Origin of the sequence: Accumulibacter sp. (genome assembly GCF_016789985.1) — a bacterium.
In the GTDB taxonomy this organism is placed as follows: Bacteria; Pseudomonadota; Gammaproteobacteria; order Burkholderiales; family Rhodocyclaceae; genus Accumulibacter.
On sequence record NZ_JAEUOL010000068.1, the window covers coordinates 1 to 19,404 of the forward strand.

A 19,404-nucleotide genomic window follows, 5' to 3' on the forward strand; every position below is an offset into this window, starting at 1 on the left:
AACCATTGGAGTGTCCGCAAAGCCTATCGCAGTGCCCTTTCCTGGTTCAAACGCGGCATCCGCCTTCTCTTGAGACGCGCTGCCAGCGCACTGCCTCTTCCCAAGTTCTTTCAGGGGGCCGAAACATGATAGGTGGTAAGCTACTGGCAGAAGTGGGCCGGGCAGACGCGACGGTGGCCATTCAATCGGCCGGTATTGCTCAAGGAATCTGGCACGTAACCGGTTCTGGTGATCATTCCGAAGGCGTTGGCCATGTCGCCACTCCCGACCTCGCTTGTTGGGGCCCGGGGAAGGACATCGAACGACAGCCTGTCTGTCGCGGCCAGACGCTGGGCGGCGTTCTTTCCCGGGTAAGCCGATGGGAATCTCCCTGTCTCAGTTCTGCGACCGGCAAGTACGGCGGCAAGAGCGCTAGGCAGGGGAAGGATCGAGCGCTTGATTCCCGACATTGATCGGCGATGGAAAGTAAGTGTATGTGAAAATGTGGGGAATCGGTGTCTCAGGCTGGTTGGCGAGCTGCCTGCGGTCAGCATTGCTGGATCGCCTTGGGTGAGATGATGCTACATTCCGGATTCCTCGGGCCTGGGAGAATCCGCCGAGTCCAGCCTGTCGTTCAATGCTGCACTGCGCAGGCGAAGCCGGGTGTTGTTGAAGGGATGGAGACGACATGAAAGATCCTGGAATTCCTGTCCTGCTGCTCATTTTCGCAGGTGCTGCGATTGCCACCTGGGTTGCCGGTGTCTGGCTGGCCAAGGCCACAGACGTTCTGGATGATCGTTTCGGTTTCGGCGAGACAATAGGCGGAATGGTCCTCCTGTCGGTCACCGGGGGCCTCCCGGAGCTGGCCATCACGGTCAGCGCCACGACGGGTGGCCATCTGGACATCGCAGCGGGCAATCTGATTGGTGGAGTGGCTGTTCAGACGCTGGTCCTCGTCATTGCCGATCGCTTCGTTCGCGGGCCGTTGCCCCTGTCGACTGCTGCATGCTCCCTCGTGCCGGCGCTCGAGGGTGTCCTCGTGATCTGTGTGATTGCGATCACCGTAATGAGTGGTCTGCTTCCCGGTTCTGCGGCGATTGGTTCGGTCTCGCTGGGCAGCATGGCCATCTTCGTGGCCTGGCTGGCCGGCATGCTGGCTCTTGGCCGCTGCGGGAAGAGGGAGGACATGGGGCTGGTCGTACCTGCTGCCGGATCTACACAGGTCGCCAGCACCTCCACGAATCTGCCGGAAAAGTCCGACGCTCTGGGCGGCGCCAGCAACGCCAGGGTCATCGGGATCTTCGTGCTGACATCGGTGGTTACCTTGGCTGCAGGTGTCCTGCTTGAACAGAGCGGCGATCGTCTGGCCGACCTCATGGGTATCAATGGTGTGTTGTTCGGCGCCACGTTCCTGGCGCTTGCGTCAGCCTTGCCCGAAATAAGCACGGCGATCACCGGCGTGCAGATGAAGAGTTACACTCTGGTCTTCGGCGACATTTTCGGCGGCAACGCGTTTCAGCTCATTCTGTTCGTGCTCGCTGATCTGTTGGCGGGGCAACCGGTTCTGCCGCACGAGGGGCGTGCCAATGCGTGGATCGGCATGATCGGACTGGTGATGACGACAATCTACGTGGCCGGCATCATCCTGCGCAAACCCCGGCGATACTGGGGTCTTGGCGCCGACTCATGGGTGGTGCTGCTGATCTATGTACTGGGAATCTGGGGGTTTGTGCTGGTTTCCCGATAAGCGGTGGCCGCTCTTCGCGCTTCCAGTTCGGGTTTGCTCCCTCTCCGGCGCGCCTGCGGCAAGGGGCGACGTTCAGGAAAACGTCGTGCCGGTTGCCGCGCCAAACCCTGAAGACAGGTCACCCCAATCCTGCGGGCTGCCTGGCTGCCTCAGGCCAAGGCCGCATCGTTGGTCCGCAACCGTACCGGATGGGAGGGTGCTCCGCACGACTTCCGCGATCAACGGATGATGTGCGCATTTCCGCAGAGTATCAGTTGCCTATCCTTCAGCGCCCTTCGATGTTTCGCCGGTAGGCGCGATCTGCTCTTCCTGGGCAATCCTGGCCTGCTCCGCGATCTCTCGGGCGTTGTCACCAAAAGTCGCATCCGCAATCGCCGTACCAATTCCTTTGGCCATGTCGCCGGCTTCGCTGGCCAATTCCCGGGCTTTTCCAGCCGTTGCACTGACGCTTTCAGCCACGGCGGTGCCGGCTTCCTGAGCCAGCTCCTTCGCCTTGATGCCCGCTTCTTCGACCACCTCCACCGCCGAACTGGCGACTTCCATGGTTTTTTCGACCGCTGCCACGGCAGCTTCCTTGGCCTTGTCCAGAATGCTCATCGAGGTACCTCCAGTTGAAGAAGATTGGTGCGAACGTCAGGCGATGGATTATAGGCAATCGTTCCAGGATTCGATAGCACCAGTCTCGTCCAGCGCGCCATCAGCCAACAGAAGGCGTGCATTCATGCCGAGACATGACAGGGGTAAAGAGAGTCGCCGCACCCTGTTCTTGCGCTCGAAACCACCCATGGCGGTCCTTCGCAGCCGACCGTTGCGCCGAACGAGAAACCGCTATGGGGAGGATCTCGTCTCGGCGTCTTCTCGGGAGCCAGCGTGCCGTGCCGGGACCTCTGACAGCAGCGAGGAGGCGCCCCCCGCGCCGCGTTTTTTGGCCAGGTCTGGTGTGGCCGGATGCCTTGTGTCTGGAAATGTCAAGATTCTGTCCTGAATTGTCGACGCCAATGCCCCGGGATTAGAGTGATAATACCGCCTGTTTGTCTACAGGGGGACAAGCAGGCCATGAAAACGAACAAGGGTGTGCGTGCTGCCGCCGCCGGGATTGGCATCCTGGGGCTGAGTGCAGCCTTGGTGGCACTGCCGGCCCGTGCCGAACCTCAGTCTGCTGTCAGGAGAAGAAAGAATATGTCCTGCTCGGTCGCTGGTCGCGCCGTGACAGGTAAGAAGGGTTCAACAGGCGGAGGGCCATAATGATTTCCACATGCGGTATCCGGAAGCACATGGTGTGCGTCGTGCTGGGTGTCCTGAGTCTGGCAACGGTGTTGCCGGCCGACGCTCAGGAGAAGATCGACGCGGTGAACATGCTCGATGGCCAGTGGCATTTCAGCGTCACGCCCTATGCCTGGACCCCCACCATCTACACTTCGGCGACATTCAGCCCGCGCGGCCTCACCGACGGCGTGAGCGCCGACACACACAGCACGTTCATGGATTACGCGAGCGAGCTGTCGTTCGCTTTTTTCCTCGCTGGCGAGGCCCGCAAGGGCGAGTGGTCGGTGTTTGCCGATTACATCTATCTGAAGTTGGCGAACCAGGATTCGGGCGTCACGCCCGTGCGCCGACCAGGAGGCACGGGCGCGATTCCGTTTGACGCATCGATGGACCTGAAAGCCGACATCCTCACACTGGGCGCCGGCTACACGGCTTGGCATCAAGGTGCCTCGTATCTCGATGTCTTCGCCGGAACCCGCTACCTCTACATCGACAACTCGCTGGATTTCAGCCTGCCGGGTGGCCTGCGCCAGCGCGGTGCTTCGGCCAGCATGAACAAGTGGGACGTCATTGCCGGCATCAAGGGGCGGCTCGCCCTCAGCGAGGATGGCAGGTGGTTCATGCCCTACTATCTGGATGTCGGTACCGGCTCCGACAACACCACCTGGCAGGCACTGATCGGTGCGGGTTACCGCTACGGCTGGGGTGACGTCACGCTGTCCGTGCGCAACCTGAGCTACGACTTCAGCGGCAACGGTGACAGCGGCCTCGACGCACGTTTCACCGGCTTCGCGCTGGGTGCGACTTTCCGTTTTTAGACATTTGATCGTTCTCGTAACGCAAGGGGGTTGGTATGCAAACAGGTCTACGTTGGTTGGCTCGGGTCGCCATCGCCGCCACATTCGCAATCGGTGGCGGATGTGTGTCTGCCCAGCAGGTTTCCGGCGTGCTGGGTTCGCCCGACGCGACGACGACGATCAGCGGCAAGCAGTTGCCGGCGCCAGCGCCGAAGTTCGGTGGCGTTATCAAGAACGATGCGCTTCAGTCGAAATACTGGTGGGCGCCGCGCATCGTGCCGCCGAAGCAGGCGCCGAACGTGCTGCTGATCATCACCGACGACGCCGGCTTCGGTGTGCCCAGCACCTTCGGCGGCGTCATCCCGACGCCGACCATGGACCGCATCGCCAATGAAGGGCTGCGCTACAACCGCGTCTTCTCCACCGCGCTGTGCTCGCCGACGCGCGCCGCGCTGATCACCGGGCGCAACCACCACTCGGCAGGTTTCGGCGTGATCTCCGAGCAATCGACCGGCTTCCCCGGCTACAACTCGATCATCGATCGCGACAAGGCGACGATCGGCCGCATGCTCAAGGACAACGGCTACTCGACCGCGTGGTTCGGCAAGGACCACAACGTGCCCGCGTTCCAGGCGAGCCAGGTCGGGCCCTTCGACCAGTGGCCGACCGGCATGGGCTTCGAGTACTTCTACGGCTTCGTCGGCGGCGACTCCAACCAGTGGCAGCCGAACCTGTTCCGCAATACCACGCAGATCTATCCGTTCCAGGGCAAGCCGGGCTGGAACCTGATCACGGGCATGGCGGACGACGCGGTGGACTACATCTCGCGCATGCACCAGATCGACCCGGCCAAGCCGATCTTCATCAAGTACGCGCCGGGCGCCACGCACGCACCGCACCACCCGACCAAGGAATGGGTCGAGAAGATCCAGGCGATGAAGCTGTTCGACGGCGGCTACGAGAAGCTGCGCGAAACCATCTTCGCGAACCAGAAGAAACTGAGCGTGATCCCGCAGGATGCCAAGCTGACGCCGTGGCCGAACGAGATGCTCAAACCCTGGGATCAATTGACGGCCGACGAGAAGAAGCTCTTCATCAGGCAAGTCGAAGTCTTCGCCGCCTATGCCGCCTACAGCGACAGCGAGATCGGCCGCGTGGTCCAGGCCTTCGAGGACGCCGGCCGCCTGGACAACACGCTGATCATCTACATCAACGGCGACAACGGCACCAGCGCAGAGGGCGGGCCGCTCGGCACGCCGAATGAGGTGGCCTTCTTCAACGGCCTGAATGAACTGCCGGTCGACGTGCAGATGAAGTTCTACGACGTCTGGGGTACCGAGCAAACCTACAACCACATGTCGGCCGGCTGGTCGTGGGCCTTCGACACGCCCTTCGACTGGTTCAAGCAGAACGCCTCGCGCCTGGGTGGCATCAACCAGAACATGGCGGTGTCGTGGCCGGCGCGCATCAAGGACAAGGGCGCCCTGCGCGAGCAGTTCGTGCACGTCATCGACGTCGTGCCGACCATCCTCGAAGCCGCCGGGCTGAGGGCGCCCGAGGTCGTCGACGGCATCAAGCAGGCGCCCATCGAGGGCACCAGCTTCCTCTACACCTTCGACGCGGCCAACGCCAAGGCGCCGTCGCGCCACAAGACGCAGTACTTCGAGATGTTCGGCCAATGGGCGCTCTACGATGACGGCTGGCTGCTCAGCACCAAGGTCAACCGCGCACCGTGGCAGGTCTTCGGCGCGGCCAACACCGACCCGCTGAACAACCAGGTCTTCCAGCTCTACAACCTCAAGGAGAGCTGGAACCAGCAGGAGGACGTCGCCGCGAAGTACCCGCAGAAGGTCAAGCAGATGCGCGCGGCGTTCCTGGCCGAGGCGAAGAAGCACCAGGTGCTGCCGCTCGATGCGTCGGTGGCTGCGCGCATCGTCGCGCCGCGGCCGAACATCACCGCCGGGCGCAACGAGTTCGTCTATACGCGGCCGATGACCGGCCTGCCGCAGGGCGACTCGCCGTTCATCCTGAATGCTTCCTACACCTTCACGGCGGAGATCGAAGTGCCGCAGGGCGGTGCCGAAGGGATGATCGTGACCTCGGGCGGCCGCTTCGCCGGTTACGGCTTCTATCTGCTCAAGGGCAAGCCGGTGTGGCTGTGGAACATGGTCGATCTGGAGCGCCTGAAATGGGAAGGTCCGGATGTCCTGACGCCGGGCAAGCACACCCTCGAGTTCGACTTCAAGTACGACGGTCTGGGCGCCGGCACGCTGGCGTTCAACAACTTCAGCGGCGTCGGTCGGCCAGGCACGGGCACGCTCAAGGTCGACGGCAAGGTAGTCGCGACCAAGACGATGCCGAAGACCCTGCCGATGATCCTGCAGTGGGACGAGAGCTTCGACATCGGCTCCGACACGCTGACCGGCGTCAACGATGCCGACTACAAGCCGCCATTCGCCTTCACCGGCAAGCTCAACAAGCTGACGATCAAGATCGACCGGCCACAGTTGTCGCCCGAGGACATCAGGAAGCTTGAAGCGGCGATGAAGACCAGGGACTGACGATACCGATTGCCGAGTCGTCCCTTGATCCGCGGCAGCGCGCGTGCAGCTCCTCCTGTCGGGAGCCGCACGCGGCGCAGTACCGATCGTATCGACCCAACGAAAGAAGCAGGCCATGCGACCCGATAAACCGACTTTCCCTGGCAAAGCGCTGCTATCCGCCCTGGCCGTTGCCCTGTGTGCCGGCAGCGCACCAGTCGTGCAGGCGGCGGAGAAGTACAGGATGACGACGGCGATCGCGCCGGGCGTTGTCACACCGAACAAGCTCGAAACCTCGATCGGCAGGCTCACCCTGACCGATGGTAATCCGGACCCCGCGACCGTTCACAAGATTTACGACAACCTCGATCGGTCGCGTGCGCTGCAGGCTTACCTGCTGGCCATCCCGATGGTCAACCAGGCCGGCATGCGCGAGTCGCTGCGCAGGTTCGGGCCCGACAACCAGACGAACGTCCTCTGGGAGAACCTGGTCGACCCGAAAACCGTTGAACTGACGGCGAACGACAACACCGTCTACAGCTTCATCTGGATCGATACGAAGAAGGGGCCGCTGGTCGTCGAAATCCCTCCCATGGTCCTGGGAGCCATCGACGACTTCTGGTATCGCTGGGTGGCCGATATCGGCATCACCGGGGCCGACAAGGGAAAGGGCGGCAAATACCTGATTCTGCCGCCGGGTTACCAGGGCGAAATCCCGCCAGGCTATTTCGTCGTCCGACCGAGCACCTACGGCAACTGGATGCCCTTCCGCTCCTTTCTCGTCGATGGCTCAACCAAGCCAGGGGTCGACTCGGTCAAGACGAATCTGAAGATCTATCCGCTTGCCGATGCGGCCAACCCGCCACCGATGACGTTCGTCAATGCCTCGGGCGTGCCGGCGAACTTCGTCGCACCGGGTGACTACTCGTTCTGGAGACTGGTGAACCAGGTGATTCAGGAGGAACCGGCCGAAGGTAGCGATCCGACCACCCTGGGTCTGTTCGCCTCGATCGGCATCGTCAAGGGCAAGCCCTTCAATCCCGACGAGCGAATGAAGAAAATCCTGACCGATGCCGCCAACATCGGCGCAGTGACGGCGCGAACGCTCGCTTTCAGGATGCGCGAGCCGCAAGCCTTCTTCTACCCGAACAGCGCCTGGCGCCTGCCGTTCTTCGGTGGCTACAAGTTCGAGCTTGCACCAGGCATTGCCAATCTGGATGGTGCCGCCTTCTTTTACTATTTCGCCACTGGTGTGACCCCGGCGATGGCCGAGAAGATGGTCGGCCAAGGGTCGCAGTACCCGTGGGCCGCCCTGGACTCGAAGGGCAACCCGTTCGATGGCGCCAGGAACTACCGGTTACGCTTGCCGCCCAACATCCCGGTCAAGGACTTCTGGTCGGTGATCGTCTACGATAATCAGACGCGCTCGATGCTGCAGACCGACCAGCAGGCACCAAGTGTCAGCAGCCAGGACAAGGGAATCAAGGTCAATGCGGACGGATCGGTGAACGTCTACTTCGGCCCGTGGGCTCCCTCCGGGTTCGAGAAGAACTGGGTACAGACGATTCCCGGCAAGGGCTGGTTCATGATCCTGCGCCTCTATGGCCCGCTGGAGCCGTGGTTCGATCAGACCTGGCGACCGGGTGAGATCGAGCGGCTACCCTGATCGGCAGCGAGTTTTCGTTGTGTCAACCTGTGAGATGAGGAGACAAGCATGAACAAGCGTATAGGGGGAGTTGCCATCCTGTCGGCGGTATTCTTCGCGGGCGTCAGCTTTGCCCAGTTCCCGGTCCTCGACATGGTCGCCAACAAGGTGGTCCAGAAGTATCAGTCGGCGACCTGCGAGCAGTTATGGGTGCAGAAGGGGCAGCCGAAGTCGGAGCAGGAGCAGCGCGTCATCGGCCTCCTGCGCAACGATCCGGCGATGCGCACCGAATTCATCAACCGGGTGGCGGCGCCCATTGCCAACAAGATGTTCGAGTGCGGGATGATCCCGTAAGCAGTCACAGATCACCACCGAGTCTATCTGACCTGAGGAGAAAACCGATGATCCCGTATCCCTTGACAATGTACCGAGCGGTGCTGCTTGGCGCCAGCTTGCTGCTGGCCGGCAGCGCCTGCGCGCAGCAGCCACCAGCGACGGCAACGAAGGCATCGAAGCCGGCAAAGACGTCGAGCAAGGCCATGGCGCCAGCGCCCCAACCGGTGATCGAGACGAAAGCCATCGATCTCCTCAAGGCGATGAGCGAACGCCTGGCGGCGGCGCGTGCGCTGTCCTTCACCGCGCTGGTCACCTATGAAGCACCCAGTCGCCTCGGTCCGGCGCTGGCTTACACGACCCGCTCCGAGGTACTCATGCAGCGGCCGGACAAACTGCGGGTGATCACGCTTGGTGACGGGCCGGCATCGGAGTTCTACTACGACGGCAAGACGATGACCGCCTACGCGCCGGCCGACAATCTGGTCGCCATCGCCGCCGCCCCGGCCACCCTGGAGGCCACGCTGCAGACAGCTTTCGACACAGCGGCGATCTACTTCCCGTTCTCCGATGTGCTCTTCACCGACCCCTACCGGAACATCGCCGAGGGTCTGAAGCAGGCCTTCTACATTGGCCAGTCCAGAGTCATCGGCGGTACCGTGACCGACATGCTGGCCTACGTCAACGATCACGTCTTCGTGCAGATCTGGATCGGCGCCGAAGACAAGCTGCCGCGCCTGCTGCGTGCCGTGTATCGCGACGATCCGCTGCGCCTGCGCCACCAGATGGAACTGAGCAACTGGCAGCTCGCCCCCGCCGTGGCGGCAGATGCCTTCACGACGCCCAAGGCGACGGCGGCGGTGCCGATCTCCTTCGCGCATCCGGCAGGCCAGCCTGGCCAGGGTTTGCAGCCACCGACGCGCGGCAAGCCGGCTCGAGCGCAATCCACCAAACCGTAATGAGGAGGCAGGCATGAACAGGATCGTTCTGGCCCTTGTCGGGCTGATCGGCAGTACGCTTTTTTCCGGGCAGGCGGGGGCGTGGGGCAGCGCCAACCGTTTTGGCGGCAGCACCGAACATGTCGCCGGGGAGGGTACCGAGCATACCAACGCCTGGGGTGGCAGCTCGGCGCATGCTTATGGCGGTGGCACCGAGCACACCAATGCGTATGGTGGCAGCACGGCCGGCAGGTACGGTGAGGGTGTCGAGCATACCAATGTCTATGGCGGCAGCACCGCCGCGCGCTATGACGATGGTGCTTACCATACGACCGCTGCAGGAGCGGCTGTTTATCGCCCGCCGGCCGCTGCTTACCCCTACCACCCACCGGTGGCGGTTCCCGCCTACGCGGCGGCCGGTTGCTACGGCTGCGCGGCGGCAGCCGGTGCGGTCGTTGGTGTCGCTGCGGGAGCCGCAGCCGCCTCGGCCAATACCGCTGCGGCGACCAGCAGCGCCTATTCTTCGGGCTATGCCGCGGGCAGCGCCAATACCGCTGCTGCCTATGCGATGGGGGTGAACTACGCTGCCTTGCCGGCCGGAGCGGTTGCCGTTCAGAAGTACGGCACGACCTACTACCTCCTGGGGAACACCTGGTTCCAACCGGCCTACGGCGCCAACGGGGTCTATTACCGTGTCGTTCCAACGCCCTGACGCGCTGTCAGACGGGATCGCCTTGGCCGAATGAGGCGATCCCTGCGTCGCCCTGGTGGCACGCCCGGTTCCGGGGGCACGTGTCGGCCAGCGCCTTCGCGTGTTTCCCGCCAGGCACTTGCGGGGTCTCACATGATGCGTTACCACCAAGCAGTTCCCTTTGGAGAAGAAATTCATGAAAACCACGTTGATCAGTTTTGCTGCCGCTTGCCTGTTGGTGACCTTTGTTGCCGATGCGAGTGCAGAGGTGTGTGCGGATGGTGTTCGTCGGGCCCGCTGCGAGGTTCCAGCCCCGGAAGTGGATGTTCGCAAGCCGGTGCCGGTCGTGGAAGTACCGCACAAGGAAGTGGTCGTCGACCCCGCCAAGGAAGTCGTCGTCAAACCGGCCAAGGAAGTGGAAGTGGTCCCGGCCGGTTGCCGGATGGTGGACGGGCGGCGTGTGTGTCGTTGAGCCGTTGTGATCCGGACGTTGTGCATATGCCGGGCGACACGCGACACGCGACACGACCGGCACCCCAGGTACTGGCGCCTGGGGTGCCGGCCGCATTCCTCGATGACTCACCTTCCATGAAGACCCTGAGCGCTTCCGCAACGCTCCTCCTGTCAGGCCTCGCGCTTAGCCCCGGCTTTCTTGTGGAACCGGCTGTCGCTCAGGGTGCGGGAACCCCGCTGGTCAGCACGGTGGCTGCGCCGCAGCAGTCCGAACCCACTTTCGCCGCCCTGTCGGGACGCTGGGTGCGGCCCGATGGCGGCTACGTGATCAGCATCATGAACGTCGGCGCCGACGGCAAGCTGGACGCCGCCTATGCCAATCCGAAGCCGCTGCCGTTTGCCAGGGCCGAGGCGTCACGCGACGGCAAGACGCTCAGGCTGTTCTTCGAACTGCGCGCCGGCGGCTATAATGGCTCGACCTACACGCTTACCTACGACCCGGCGAACGACCTGCTCAAGGGTGTCTACTACCAGGCCGTGGTGCAACAGAAGTTCGACGTTTATTTCGTACGCACCAGGTGAGTCCACTACGGTTGGCTCGATCCGATGGTCGAACCAGTTTACAGGTGGGATGGAAGGAGGGTCATCAAGTAGGTGCGTCTTCGCAGCCTGAAGGGGGGCTCCAATGAACACCTTGTCGCTGGCTGAACATGCGCTGCTGGAGCTGGATTTCAAGTACGGCCGGCAAATCCTGGCGGCACTGCTCCCGATGTGCCTGACGGTGACTTGGCACAGCCTGGGCATCAACGTGGTGCACACCGTTTACAAGCGATTTGGTCGACCCGTCATGCACGGTCCGCACCGGGCGGCACGCACAGCCGTGGTCATCGCCGTGGTCACCATCCTGTTGCTCACCCATTTCGGCGAAGTCGTAATCTGGGCCGCCTTTTATCACCTGATCGGCCTGGTGCACAACCTCGGGCTGGCGATGTATTTTTCGATCAATGCCTATACCACGATGGGCGATGGCAACATCCTGCTCGCCGACGAATGGCGCGGCTTCGGGAACTTCGAGTCGATGACCGGCTTCCTGATGTTCGGCTGGTCAACGGCGGTACTGGCCGACATCGTCCAGCGGCTGCATAGCGTCGAGGACTAGCCGGCAGGCCAGGGTTGGCTGATGGTGCGCAGCATTGCAGGCGAGACGCCGGAGCGTCCAGCACCGGACGGCGGTGCATTTTTCGTTTTCAAGGGAGAAGTCAAACATGTCGAAAGCCAGACCTGCCATTGGTGACGATGGCTCCATACTGCCGCTCCTGCCACCCGAGCGCGATCCACGCCTGTGGACCCGGCTCGTCCGGGTGATGTTCTTCACGCCGGGTTTTGTGGCATTGCTGCTGATCAAGGCCGGCGAACCCGCGGCTTTCGGCATCACCGTCGAACTGCTCCTGCTGTCCTGCGCTGCCGCAGTCGTCGGTGGGCTGTTCGTCGCGTCGCAGTCATCCGCCGCCGGCTGCGATGCGGCATCACAGACCAGTCTGTGGTCGGGCGGACTGATCCTCGAATTCCTCTCGGTGGTGCCGTTCCTCTGCGCCTTGCCACCCCTGTTTCACCAGTTGGCGCACAGTACGCTGCTGCATCCGCGGGCGTCCGATGCGGTCGACGTGGCACTTGGCGCTTCCGAGCTGATTCCGGCAATGGCGATTCTTCCCTTCATGCTCTATCAGCTCTGCGGGTTCGGCACCATGAACTACCTCGTGTCGAAAGCGACCAACTGGCTGCTCAATCTGGTGATTCTCGGCACGATTGTCGGCGCCTACCTCGCCAACCGCAAAGCCGCCTATGGAGTCGAGGAAGTGCTGGTCGGATTTCTTGTCGTGCTCATGCTGGTCATCGTCTTTCATGGCGTGCTCAAGTTGAAGCGCATCCAGGCGCTCTACGATGCACACGTGCCCGCCAAGCCACCCAAGGAGATTAAGGTGGTGGAGGTGCCGGCCACGACAGCCGCTCCGCAGACTTGAGCCTGCTCTGGTTCAGACCGACCGTTGCCCGGCAACGGTCGACAATGACCACGATCCGGCGCAGCAAGGGGGCACGCATGCCGGGTATCGTCTTCGCGCCTGCCACCGTTTCATGCCGTGCACCGTTGGGGTGGCGCGCGAGAAGCGCCGGCCTGAACGGACTGACGTCATGAATCCGCTGCTCGTTGCGGCGAGCGTCGTGCTGCTCGTGCTGGCCGGCGCCGCGATCGGCGCTTTCCTGCGCAACCGCCTGCCGAAGCATCACCTTGAAGACGAGACCAAGGAGATGGTGAAGATGGGGATCACTTTTCTCTCGACCCTCGCGGCACTGGTCCTGGGTCTGATCATTTCGTCTGCCAAGGCGTCGTTCGACACCGTCTCGCAGCAGGTCGAAACCTCCGCCGCACAAATCCTGCAACTGGACAACAATCTGCAACAACTGGGCAGCTCTGCCGGACCGGCGCGCGAGTTGCTGCGCAGCATGGTCTCATCGAGGCTCGCCGAGTATTGGGGCAGCGATCGCCCGGCGAATGCGCAGCCAGCGGTTGGCGGCGCCCGGAACGACCTCCACGAACTGCAAAAGACCCTGCACGCGCTCTCGCCAACGGGTGCGGCAGAGCATTCGGCCTGGTCGAAGGCCCTGCAAACGACTGACAGCCTGGCACAGATCAGCTCGGTGGTGGTCGCCCACAGCGGCAGTTCGATCACCATGCCGCTGCTCGTCGTGCTGGTGTTCTGGCTGGTGATCATCTCGGTCGGAATCAACCTGTTCGCGCCGTCCAACGGGACGATTCGCACGGTCAATGTGTTGTGCGCCTTGTCGGTGGCCGGCGCCATCTTTCTCATTCTCGAGATGGATCATCCTTACTCGGGTCTGCTCCGGGTGTCCGACGGGCCTCTGCGCGCGGTGCTTGTGCGCTTGGGCAACTGATGGCCACGGCGGACGGCCCGGTCACTCCGGCGGGCGTTGGCCGCCGGACACCGGTCTGAATCCGCTTTGCACGAAGAAGAGCAGCGAAGTGTCTGATCGGCGGGCTCCCCATCCCTTGCTGCTCGCCTGTCCGGACTGCGATCTGCTGCAGCGACTGCCGCAGGTGGCTGCCGGCACAACGGTGTACTGCGCGCGCTGCCATACACCGCTCTGGCGATGCAATACGGATTCGCCGAACCGGACGCTGGCGCTGGCGCTCGCCGCCGGCATCCTGCTGCTGATCGCCAATACGGTGCCGATGCTTGGCCTGTCGGTTGCCGGGCGGGAGACCTTCACGACCGTGATCGGTGGCGTCCTGGCGATGTGGCACGAAGGACGGCAGGTGGTGGCGATGCTGGTGCTGTTCACCGCGGTGCTTGCTCCGGCGCTGGAGATTGCCTGCCTGCTGACGGTGGCGGTCGCCGTTCGCCGGTCACTGGCCCCCCCCTGGGTGGGCATGCTGCTGCGCAGTTATGAACTCATCCGCGAGTGGAGCATGATCGAGATCATGCTGCTCGGTGTCCTGGTGGCGCTGATCAAGATCGCCGAACTGGCAACGGTGATTCCGGGCCTGGCTCTGTTCGTGCTCGGCACGCTGGTGTTCCTGCTCGCCGCGATGGCAGCGGTTTTCGACCCCCGTGATGCCTGGGCACGGGTCGCCTGGACCGCGTCGGCGCCCAACGAGCTCGGGGCGCAGCGGCTGCCGGAGGCTATGCCATGAGCGCTGCGCCGGCCAGCGCGATGTCGCTTGGACTGGCTGGCTGCGAGGTCTGCGGACTGGTCTCGCGACCGCCGGCGGGGGCTGCCATGGCCCGCTGTCCGCGCTGTGGGGAGCGACTGCATTGCCGCCGGCCAGCGAGCATCGAGCGTTGCTGGGCGCTGGTCATCGCGGCTCTGATTCTCTATGTCCCGGCCAATCTGCTGCCCGTACTGACCACCTCCACGCCGCTCGGCGGGGTGAGCGATACCATCATGCAGGGCGTCATCGAACTCTGGTCGCCGTCGTCGTGGCCGCTGGCGATCGTCGTTTTCGTCGCCAGCATCACCATTCCGCTCGGCAAGCTGATCGCCCTGGCCTATCTGCTGATCACGGTACGGCGTGGCTCGGTCAGGTCGATGGAGCAGCGGGTGCGGCTCTACCGCATGGTAAAGTTCATCGGGCGCTGGTCGATGCTCGACGTCTTCGTCGATACCTTCGTCGTTGCCCTGGTGCAGCTCAAGCCGCTGATGTGGGTCGAACCCGGTCCGGGGGTGATTTTCTTCGCCGGCGTGGTGGTGGTGACGATGATCGCGGTGAATAACTTCGATCCGCGGCTGATCTGGGACCTTCCGCAACAGGAGAAGCAGGACCATGCCTGAGCAGCAAGAGCTTCCCGACCTCCCCGAGGCGACATCGGTGCCCCGGCCGCGCAGCCGTTTTTCGGCGGTCTGGATCATTCCGATCATCGCCGCCCTGATGGGCGGGTGGATCGCGGTGCAAAAGCTGCTTGCCGAGGGGCCGGCCATCGAGATCAGTTTCACCTCGGCGGACGGTCTGGAAGCAGGCAAGACGACAGTCAAGTACAATGGCGTCGACGTCGGTCGCATCCAGTCGCTCAAGGTGGCGACCGATCGCCAGCGGATCATTGCCAGCGTGCAGATGGCGCCGGAGACGCGCGACTGGCTGGTCGAGGGAACGTCCTTCTGGGTTGTTCGCCCGCGCATCGCCGGTGGTAGCGTCAGCGGGCTCGGCACGCTGCTTTCCGGTTCCTACGTCGGCATGTCGATCGGTGGCGGCAGTGGACGAGTCCATTCCTACAAGGCGCTGGAAGTGCCGCCGGTGGTCACCGGCAGCACACCGGGGCGGTTCTTTCAGATCAAGACGGCCACTCTCGGTTCGCTCGATTATGGCACGCCGATTTACTTCCGGCGCTTCCAGGTCGGGCAGATCGCCTCCTACCAGCTCGACGAAGACGGACGCGGGCTGACTCTGAAGATTTTCATCCATGCGCCGTACGATCGCTTCGTCAAGCTGGAAAGCCGTTTCTGGCAGGCCAGCGGGCTCGATTTTTCGCTCAGCGCGAACGGCCTCAAAGTACAGACGGAATCACTCGCCTCGCTGCTGATCGGCGGTCTGGCCTTCGACACCCCGGCCGAAAACGCGGATGCCGACCCGGCGCCCGGCGACACCAGTTTCGATCTCTTCGCCGACGAAGCGTCGGCAATGAAGGCGCCCGAGCGAGGGGCGACGCAATACGTGCTCTATTTCGACGAGTCGGTGCGTGGTCTGTCGGTCGGCGCGCCGGTCACCTTGCTCGGCCTGCCGATCGGCGAGGTCGGCTCGGTCCGTCTCGAGGCAGGAAAACGCAAGAGTGTGGACGTTCGGGCGCGGGTGCGCGTCTCGATCTATCCGCAACGTTTTCTCGATGTCCTGGCCGATCCGCAGGATCTGAGCGAGGGCAAACCCGTCACCCAGGCGATTCGGCGGCGGGTGGTCGACCGCCTGGTGGCAAGGGGACTGCGCGCGCAACTGCAGACCGGAAACCTGCTCACCGGCCAGCTCTATATCGCGCTTGCCTATGTTCCGAACGAGACGCCGACGCGGATCGACTGGACGGCAGATCCGCCGGTTTTCCCGGTGGCCAAGGGCGGCTTGACCGATATCGAGGCCAAGCTGACCAGCATCCTGGGCAAGCTCGACCGCTTGCCGATCGACGCCATTGGCGAGGATCTGAAGCAGTCGCTGGCGACGCTCGCCGGGATACTGAAGGAGGTCGACAAGCTGGTCAAGCGATGGGAGGGTGAGCTGACGCCGGAGTTGACCGCAGTACTCGGCGAGGCGCGCCGCAGTTTCGCCGCGGCCGAGCGCACGCTCGACTCGGCGAACAGGAGTGTCGCGCCAGACTCGGCCCTGATGGAGGAGATGCGCGGCACCCTGGCCGAAGTGAAACGGGCGGCGCAATCATTACGTGTGTTGACCGATTATCTCGAGCGCCATCCCGAGGCGCTGATTCGTGGCAAAAGCGAGGAGTTGCAGTGATGAAGCCGGCAGCAACGATCATTTCCGGGCTGGCGCTGGCCGTCGCCGCAACGCTGCCGGGCTGCGCATCGCCGTCATCGCAGTTCTATACCCTGACCGCCAGCGCAACAGTGGCTGAGGACGCGGCGGCGGTGAGCTACGCCGTCGCGGTCGACAGCATCACTCTCCCGGCGGCGGTGGACCGCCCGCAGTGGGTGGTGCGGAAGGGGCCGAACCGCATCGTCATCGACGAGTTCAACCGCTGGGCGGCGCCGCTCGCGACGAGTATCGGACAGACGCTGGCCGAGAACCTGGGGCGATTGCTCGGCACACCGCGCGTGGTCAGTGGACCGCTCGCCGCGAGCTTCGATCCGGCCTACCGGGTGACGGTCGACATCCAGCGCTTCGAATCGCTGCCGGGTGAAGCGGCGACACTCGACGCGCTCTGGCTGGTGCGCCGCCCGACCGGCGTGGCGGGCGCCATCAGCGGTCGGACGATGCTGTACGAGCCGGTGCATGGCGCCGGTTACGACGCGCTGGCCGCCGCGCACAGCCGGGCGCTCGCCCGCCTGAGTGGCGACATCGCCACCGCCATCCGTGCCGAGGCGTCGCAGTGAACCGGCTGTTGCACCCCCACCACCTGCTCGCCGGCATGATGCTGGTGGTGCTGCTCGTCGCCGCGCTGGTGCTCGTCACGCGGTCGGCGCCGCCGCCAGCCGGCGCAGTGCCGGCAAGCCCGAGTGGCGCTCCGGCGAACGCGCCCCTCGCCAGCGACTACGCTGGCGCCGCGGCATGCAAGGACTGCCACGAAAAGGAATTCATCGCCTGGTCCGGCTCGCATCATCAGTTGGCAATGCAGGAGGCAACACCGGCCACGGTCCTCGGCAACTTCGACAACACCGGATTCAGCAAGGATGATGTGCAATCCACCTTCTTCAAGCGCGGCGATCGATTCATGGTGCGTACCGATGGCCCGGACGGCAAACCGACCGACTATGAGATCCGCTACACTTTTGGCGTCTATCCCTTGCAGCAATACCTGATCCCGTTCCCCGGCGGGCGTTACCAGATGCTGCCGATCGCCTGGGACACGCGGCCGAAAGGCGAGGGTGGCCAGCGCTGGTTCCACCTTTATCCGGAGCAGCGGGTGGACTACCGCGATCCCCTGCACTGGACCGGCGTCTACCACAACTGGGCGCTGCAATGCGCCGAGTGCCACTCGACCAACTTGCGCAAGGGCTACGATGCGGTCAGCGACAGCTATCGCACCACCTGGAGCGAGATCAGTGTCGCCTGCGAAGCCTGCCATGGTCCGGCGGCGTCGCATGTCGAGTGGGCCAGGCAGGCCAGGCCGCCGTACACTGCACACGACGACAAGCGGTTGCCATCCTTGCGCACGCGCTGGAACGAGGCGTGGGGATTCGCCGGCGAGGGTGCCCGCTCGGCGGTACGTGATCGCCCGTCCGATCCGGCCGCGATGAACATCTGCGCCGCCTGCCATGCTCGCCGCTCGACGATCAGTGAGGAGCGCACGACGGGCGCACCGCTCGAAGATAGTCATCACCTGGCCATGCTCACCGCGCCAAACTACCATGCCGATGGCCAGCAGCGCGAGGAAGTCTACGTCTGGGGTTCCTTCCTGCAAAGCCGGATGCATCGGCAGGGAGTCACCTGCATGGATTGTCACGACCCGCACACGCACAAGCTGCGGGCAACGGGTAACGCCTTGTGTACACGCTGCCATGCCGCTGCCGAATTCGACACCCCGCAACACCACAAACACAAGGCGGGGGGAGCGGGCGCGCAGTGCGTCACCTGTCACATGCCGACGCAGAACTACATGGTCATCCACGCCCGCCAGGATCACAGCCTGCGCCTGCCGCGCCCGGACCTGTCACTATCGCTTGGCAGTCCGAACGCCTGCACCCAGTGCCACAGCGACAGGAAACCACAGTGGGCAGCGAGCGCCCTCGACCGCTGGTATGGCAGGAACTGGCGCGCCCGGCCACACTATGGCAAGACCCTGCACGCGGCCCGGACGCAGGGTGTGCGTGCCTTGCCCGATCTGCTCGAACTCGCCACCAACCCGGGCGTCCCGGCCATCGTCCGTGCCAGTGCGGCGACTCTCGCACAGCCCCATGCTCACCCCGGTACGCTGCCGGCCGTGCGGGCGCTGCTGCAGGATGCCGAACCATCGGTACGGGTGGCGGCGTTGGGCATGATCGCGTCGGCTGATCCGATCAACCGCGTACTCGCTGTGGCTCCCCTGCTCAACGATCCCGTGCGTGGTGTGCGCATCGAGGCGGCGCGCGTCCTTGCCGACCTGCCCGCCGACCGGATTCCTGAGGACAGGCGAGCGGCCCGCGCGGCTGCCCTGCAGGAATACGAGACGGCGCTGACGCTGGAAGCGGACTGGCCTTCCGGCCAGGTGAACCTCGGCAACCTGAGACTGCGCCAGGGACGCCAGGATGAGGCAATCGCCGCCTTCGAGCGCGCCATTGCCCGCGACGCGAAATTCCCTGCCGGCTACGTCAATCTGGCCGATGCCTGGCGTGTGCAGGGACGCGAGGCGGAAGTCGACAAGACCCTGCGCCGGGGCCTGGCGTTGTTGCCGCGCGATGCCGACCTGCATCATGCGCTCGGTCTGTCGCTGACCCGCCAGGGCCGATCCGAAGCTGCTCTGCGGGAATTCGCCGAGGCCGCCCGCCTGGCACCCGACAATGCCCGCTATGCTTACGTGCAGGCGATTGCCGTTCACTCCGCCGGCCAGCGCGCACAGGCGCTCGCGCTGCTGCTCAGCGCCAACCAGCGCCACCCGAACGATCTCGAGATCCTCGGCGCGCTACTCTCGATCAGCCGCGAAAACGGCGACCGGCGCGCCGCTCTGGGTTATGTCAAACAGCTCGCCAAACTGATGCCCGGCAATGCCGATCTCGACCGCCTGGTTGCCGAACTGGAGGGAGCGGGTCGGTAGGACATTGTGGCCAGGCGGAGCAGTGTGAAGCGAAGCGGGACCAGGTGACGTC

The 19,404-nt window shown here is 63.9% G+C and carries 19 protein-coding genes; 17 read left to right on the forward strand and 2 right to left on the reverse strand.

Annotation, left to right across the window (positions count from 1 at the left end; translation table 11 throughout):
• Positions 1 to 667 precede the first annotated feature (667 nt).
• Positions 668 to 1,726: a sodium:calcium antiporter gene (locus tag JNK99_RS04040; protein WP_291848974.1), complete on the forward strand. Its 1,059-nt coding sequence runs from the start codon at positions 668 to 670 to the stop codon at positions 1,724 to 1,726.
• 258 nt (positions 1,727 to 1,984) lie between these two features.
• On the opposite strand, the gene JNK99_RS04045 is transcribed toward JNK99_RS04040, so the two are convergent.
• On the reverse strand, positions 1,985 to 2,290 hold the full coding sequence (locus tag JNK99_RS04045) for a hypothetical protein (RefSeq protein WP_291848978.1): 306 nt from the start codon (positions 2,288 to 2,290) through the stop codon (positions 1,985 to 1,987).
• A 680-nt stretch (positions 2,291 to 2,970) separates the two neighbouring features.
• Between JNK99_RS04045 and JNK99_RS04050 the strand changes: the two genes are divergently transcribed.
• The 4 genes from JNK99_RS04050 to JNK99_RS04065 all read left to right on the forward strand — a co-directional run bounded on the left by JNK99_RS04050 (position 2,971) and on the right by JNK99_RS04065 (position 8,328).
• Complete coding sequence (locus JNK99_RS04050; RefSeq protein ID WP_291848981.1) at positions 2,971 to 3,810, forward strand: hypothetical protein; 840 nt, start codon at positions 2,971 to 2,973, stop codon at positions 3,808 to 3,810.
• Positions 3,811 to 3,845: 35 nt separating this feature from the next.
• Entirely contained in the window at positions 3,846 to 6,350 is a 2,505-nt protein-coding gene (locus tag JNK99_RS04055; RefSeq protein WP_291848984.1) for an arylsulfatase, read from the forward strand.
• Positions 6,351 to 6,465: 115 nt separating this feature from the next.
• Positions 6,466 to 7,995 (forward strand): DUF1254 domain-containing protein, encoded by a 1,530-nt coding sequence (locus tag JNK99_RS04060; RefSeq protein WP_291848987.1) that lies wholly within the window; start codon positions 6,466 to 6,468, stop codon positions 7,993 to 7,995.
• Between the two features lie 48 nt (positions 7,996 to 8,043).
• Positions 8,044 to 8,328: a hypothetical protein gene (locus JNK99_RS04065; protein ID WP_291848991.1), complete on the forward strand. Its 285-nt coding sequence runs from the start codon at positions 8,044 to 8,046 to the stop codon at positions 8,326 to 8,328.
• Between the two features lie 4 nt (positions 8,329 to 8,332).
• Here the strand turns inward: JNK99_RS04065 and JNK99_RS17615 are convergent, their stop codons facing one another.
• The gene (locus JNK99_RS17615) at positions 8,333 to 8,554 is read right to left on the reverse strand and encodes a hypothetical protein (RefSeq protein ID WP_366518703.1); all 222 of its coding nucleotides are present in this window, start codon (positions 8,552 to 8,554) and stop codon (positions 8,333 to 8,335) included.
• On the opposite strand from JNK99_RS17615, the gene JNK99_RS04070 reads away from it, so the two are divergent.
• The 12 genes from JNK99_RS04070 to JNK99_RS04125 all read left to right on the forward strand — a co-directional run bounded on the left by JNK99_RS04070 (position 8,535) and on the right by JNK99_RS04125 (position 19,352).
• Complete coding sequence (locus tag JNK99_RS04070; protein ID WP_366518704.1) at positions 8,535 to 9,266, forward strand: DUF2092 domain-containing protein; 732 nt, start codon at positions 8,535 to 8,537, stop codon at positions 9,264 to 9,266. The genes JNK99_RS17615 and JNK99_RS04070 overlap by 20 nt on opposite strands.
• Positions 9,267 to 9,279: 13 nt before the next feature.
• The gene (locus JNK99_RS04075; RefSeq protein ID WP_291848997.1) at positions 9,280 to 9,957 is read left to right on the forward strand and encodes a hypothetical protein; all 678 of its coding nucleotides are present in this window, start codon (positions 9,280 to 9,282) and stop codon (positions 9,955 to 9,957) included.
• A gap of 175 nt (positions 9,958 to 10,132) precedes the next feature.
• Positions 10,133 to 10,408: a hypothetical protein gene (locus JNK99_RS04080; protein WP_291849001.1), complete on the forward strand. Its 276-nt coding sequence runs from the start codon at positions 10,133 to 10,135 to the stop codon at positions 10,406 to 10,408.
• Positions 10,409 to 10,524: 116 nt separating this feature from the next.
• Positions 10,525 to 10,971, forward strand: a complete 447-nt coding sequence (locus tag JNK99_RS04085; RefSeq protein ID WP_291849003.1) for a hypothetical protein — start codon at positions 10,525 to 10,527, stop codon at positions 10,969 to 10,971.
• Between the two features lie 103 nt (positions 10,972 to 11,074).
• Positions 11,075 to 11,548: an ion channel gene (locus JNK99_RS04090; RefSeq protein WP_291849006.1), complete on the forward strand. Its 474-nt coding sequence runs from the start codon at positions 11,075 to 11,077 to the stop codon at positions 11,546 to 11,548.
• Between the two features lie 106 nt (positions 11,549 to 11,654).
• Positions 11,655 to 12,410: a hypothetical protein gene (locus JNK99_RS04095; protein WP_291849009.1), complete on the forward strand. Its 756-nt coding sequence runs from the start codon at positions 11,655 to 11,657 to the stop codon at positions 12,408 to 12,410.
• Between the two features lie 169 nt (positions 12,411 to 12,579).
• A complete protein-coding gene (locus JNK99_RS04100) occupies positions 12,580 to 13,341 on the forward strand; it encodes a DUF4239 domain-containing protein (RefSeq protein WP_291849012.1) in 762 nt (253 codons plus the stop codon).
• A gap of 88 nt (positions 13,342 to 13,429) precedes the next feature.
• Positions 13,430 to 14,101, forward strand: coding sequence for a paraquat-inducible protein A (locus JNK99_RS04105; protein ID WP_291849015.1), 672 nt, complete (start codon positions 13,430 to 13,432; stop codon positions 14,099 to 14,101).
• Complete coding sequence (locus tag JNK99_RS04110; protein ID WP_291849018.1) at positions 14,098 to 14,739, forward strand: paraquat-inducible protein A; 642 nt, start codon at positions 14,098 to 14,100, stop codon at positions 14,737 to 14,739. The genes JNK99_RS04105 and JNK99_RS04110 overlap by 4 nt, the downstream gene beginning before the upstream one ends.
• On the forward strand, positions 14,732 to 16,399 hold the full coding sequence (locus tag JNK99_RS04115) for an MlaD family protein (protein WP_291849020.1): 1,668 nt from the start codon (positions 14,732 to 14,734) through the stop codon (positions 16,397 to 16,399). Before JNK99_RS04110 ends, JNK99_RS04115 begins: the two co-directional genes overlap by 8 nt.
• Positions 16,399 to 16,995 (forward strand): PqiC family protein, encoded by a 597-nt coding sequence (locus tag JNK99_RS04120; RefSeq protein WP_291849024.1) that lies wholly within the window; start codon positions 16,399 to 16,401, stop codon positions 16,993 to 16,995. Before JNK99_RS04115 ends, JNK99_RS04120 begins: the two co-directional genes overlap by 1 nt.
• Positions 16,992 to 19,352 (forward strand): cytochrome c3 family protein, encoded by a 2,361-nt coding sequence (locus tag JNK99_RS04125; protein ID WP_291849028.1) that lies wholly within the window; start codon positions 16,992 to 16,994, stop codon positions 19,350 to 19,352. The genes JNK99_RS04120 and JNK99_RS04125 overlap by 4 nt, the downstream gene beginning before the upstream one ends.
• The last annotated feature ends 52 nt before the right edge of the window (positions 19,353 to 19,404 follow it).

What these genes read in the sequence shown, in the direction of transcription:
- JNK99_RS04040 (WP_291848974.1), top strand. Translation starts at nt 668, where the DNA reads ATGAAAGATCCTGGAATTCCTGTCCTGCTGCTCATTTTCGCAGGTGCT.
- JNK99_RS04050 (WP_291848981.1), top strand. Translation starts at nt 2,971, where the DNA reads ATGATTTCCACATGCGGTATCCGGAAGCACATGGTGTGCGTCGTGCTG.
- JNK99_RS04055 (WP_291848984.1), top strand. Translation starts at nt 3,846, where the DNA reads ATGCAAACAGGTCTACGTTGGTTGGCTCGGGTCGCCATCGCCGCCACA.
- JNK99_RS04060 (WP_291848987.1), top strand. Translation starts at nt 6,466, where the DNA reads ATGCGACCCGATAAACCGACTTTCCCTGGCAAAGCGCTGCTATCCGCC.
- JNK99_RS04065 (WP_291848991.1), top strand. Translation starts at nt 8,044, where the DNA reads ATGAACAAGCGTATAGGGGGAGTTGCCATCCTGTCGGCGGTATTCTTC.
- JNK99_RS17615 (WP_366518703.1), bottom strand. Translation starts at nt 8,554, where the DNA reads ATGGCTTTCGTCTCGATCACCGGTTGGGGCGCTGGCGCCATGGCCTTG.
- JNK99_RS04075 (WP_291848997.1), top strand. Translation starts at nt 9,280, where the DNA reads ATGAACAGGATCGTTCTGGCCCTTGTCGGGCTGATCGGCAGTACGCTT.
- JNK99_RS04080 (WP_291849001.1), top strand. Translation starts at nt 10,133, where the DNA reads ATGAAAACCACGTTGATCAGTTTTGCTGCCGCTTGCCTGTTGGTGACC.
- JNK99_RS04085 (WP_291849003.1), top strand. Translation starts at nt 10,525, where the DNA reads ATGAAGACCCTGAGCGCTTCCGCAACGCTCCTCCTGTCAGGCCTCGCG.
- JNK99_RS04090 (WP_291849006.1), top strand. Translation starts at nt 11,075, where the DNA reads ATGAACACCTTGTCGCTGGCTGAACATGCGCTGCTGGAGCTGGATTTC.
- JNK99_RS04095 (WP_291849009.1), top strand. Translation starts at nt 11,655, where the DNA reads ATGTCGAAAGCCAGACCTGCCATTGGTGACGATGGCTCCATACTGCCG.
- JNK99_RS04100 (WP_291849012.1), top strand. Translation starts at nt 12,580, where the DNA reads ATGAATCCGCTGCTCGTTGCGGCGAGCGTCGTGCTGCTCGTGCTGGCC.
- JNK99_RS04110 (WP_291849018.1), top strand. Translation starts at nt 14,098, where the DNA reads ATGAGCGCTGCGCCGGCCAGCGCGATGTCGCTTGGACTGGCTGGCTGC.
- JNK99_RS04115 (WP_291849020.1), top strand. Translation starts at nt 14,732, where the DNA reads ATGCCTGAGCAGCAAGAGCTTCCCGACCTCCCCGAGGCGACATCGGTG.
- JNK99_RS04120 (WP_291849024.1), top strand. Translation starts at nt 16,399, where the DNA reads ATGAAGCCGGCAGCAACGATCATTTCCGGGCTGGCGCTGGCCGTCGCC.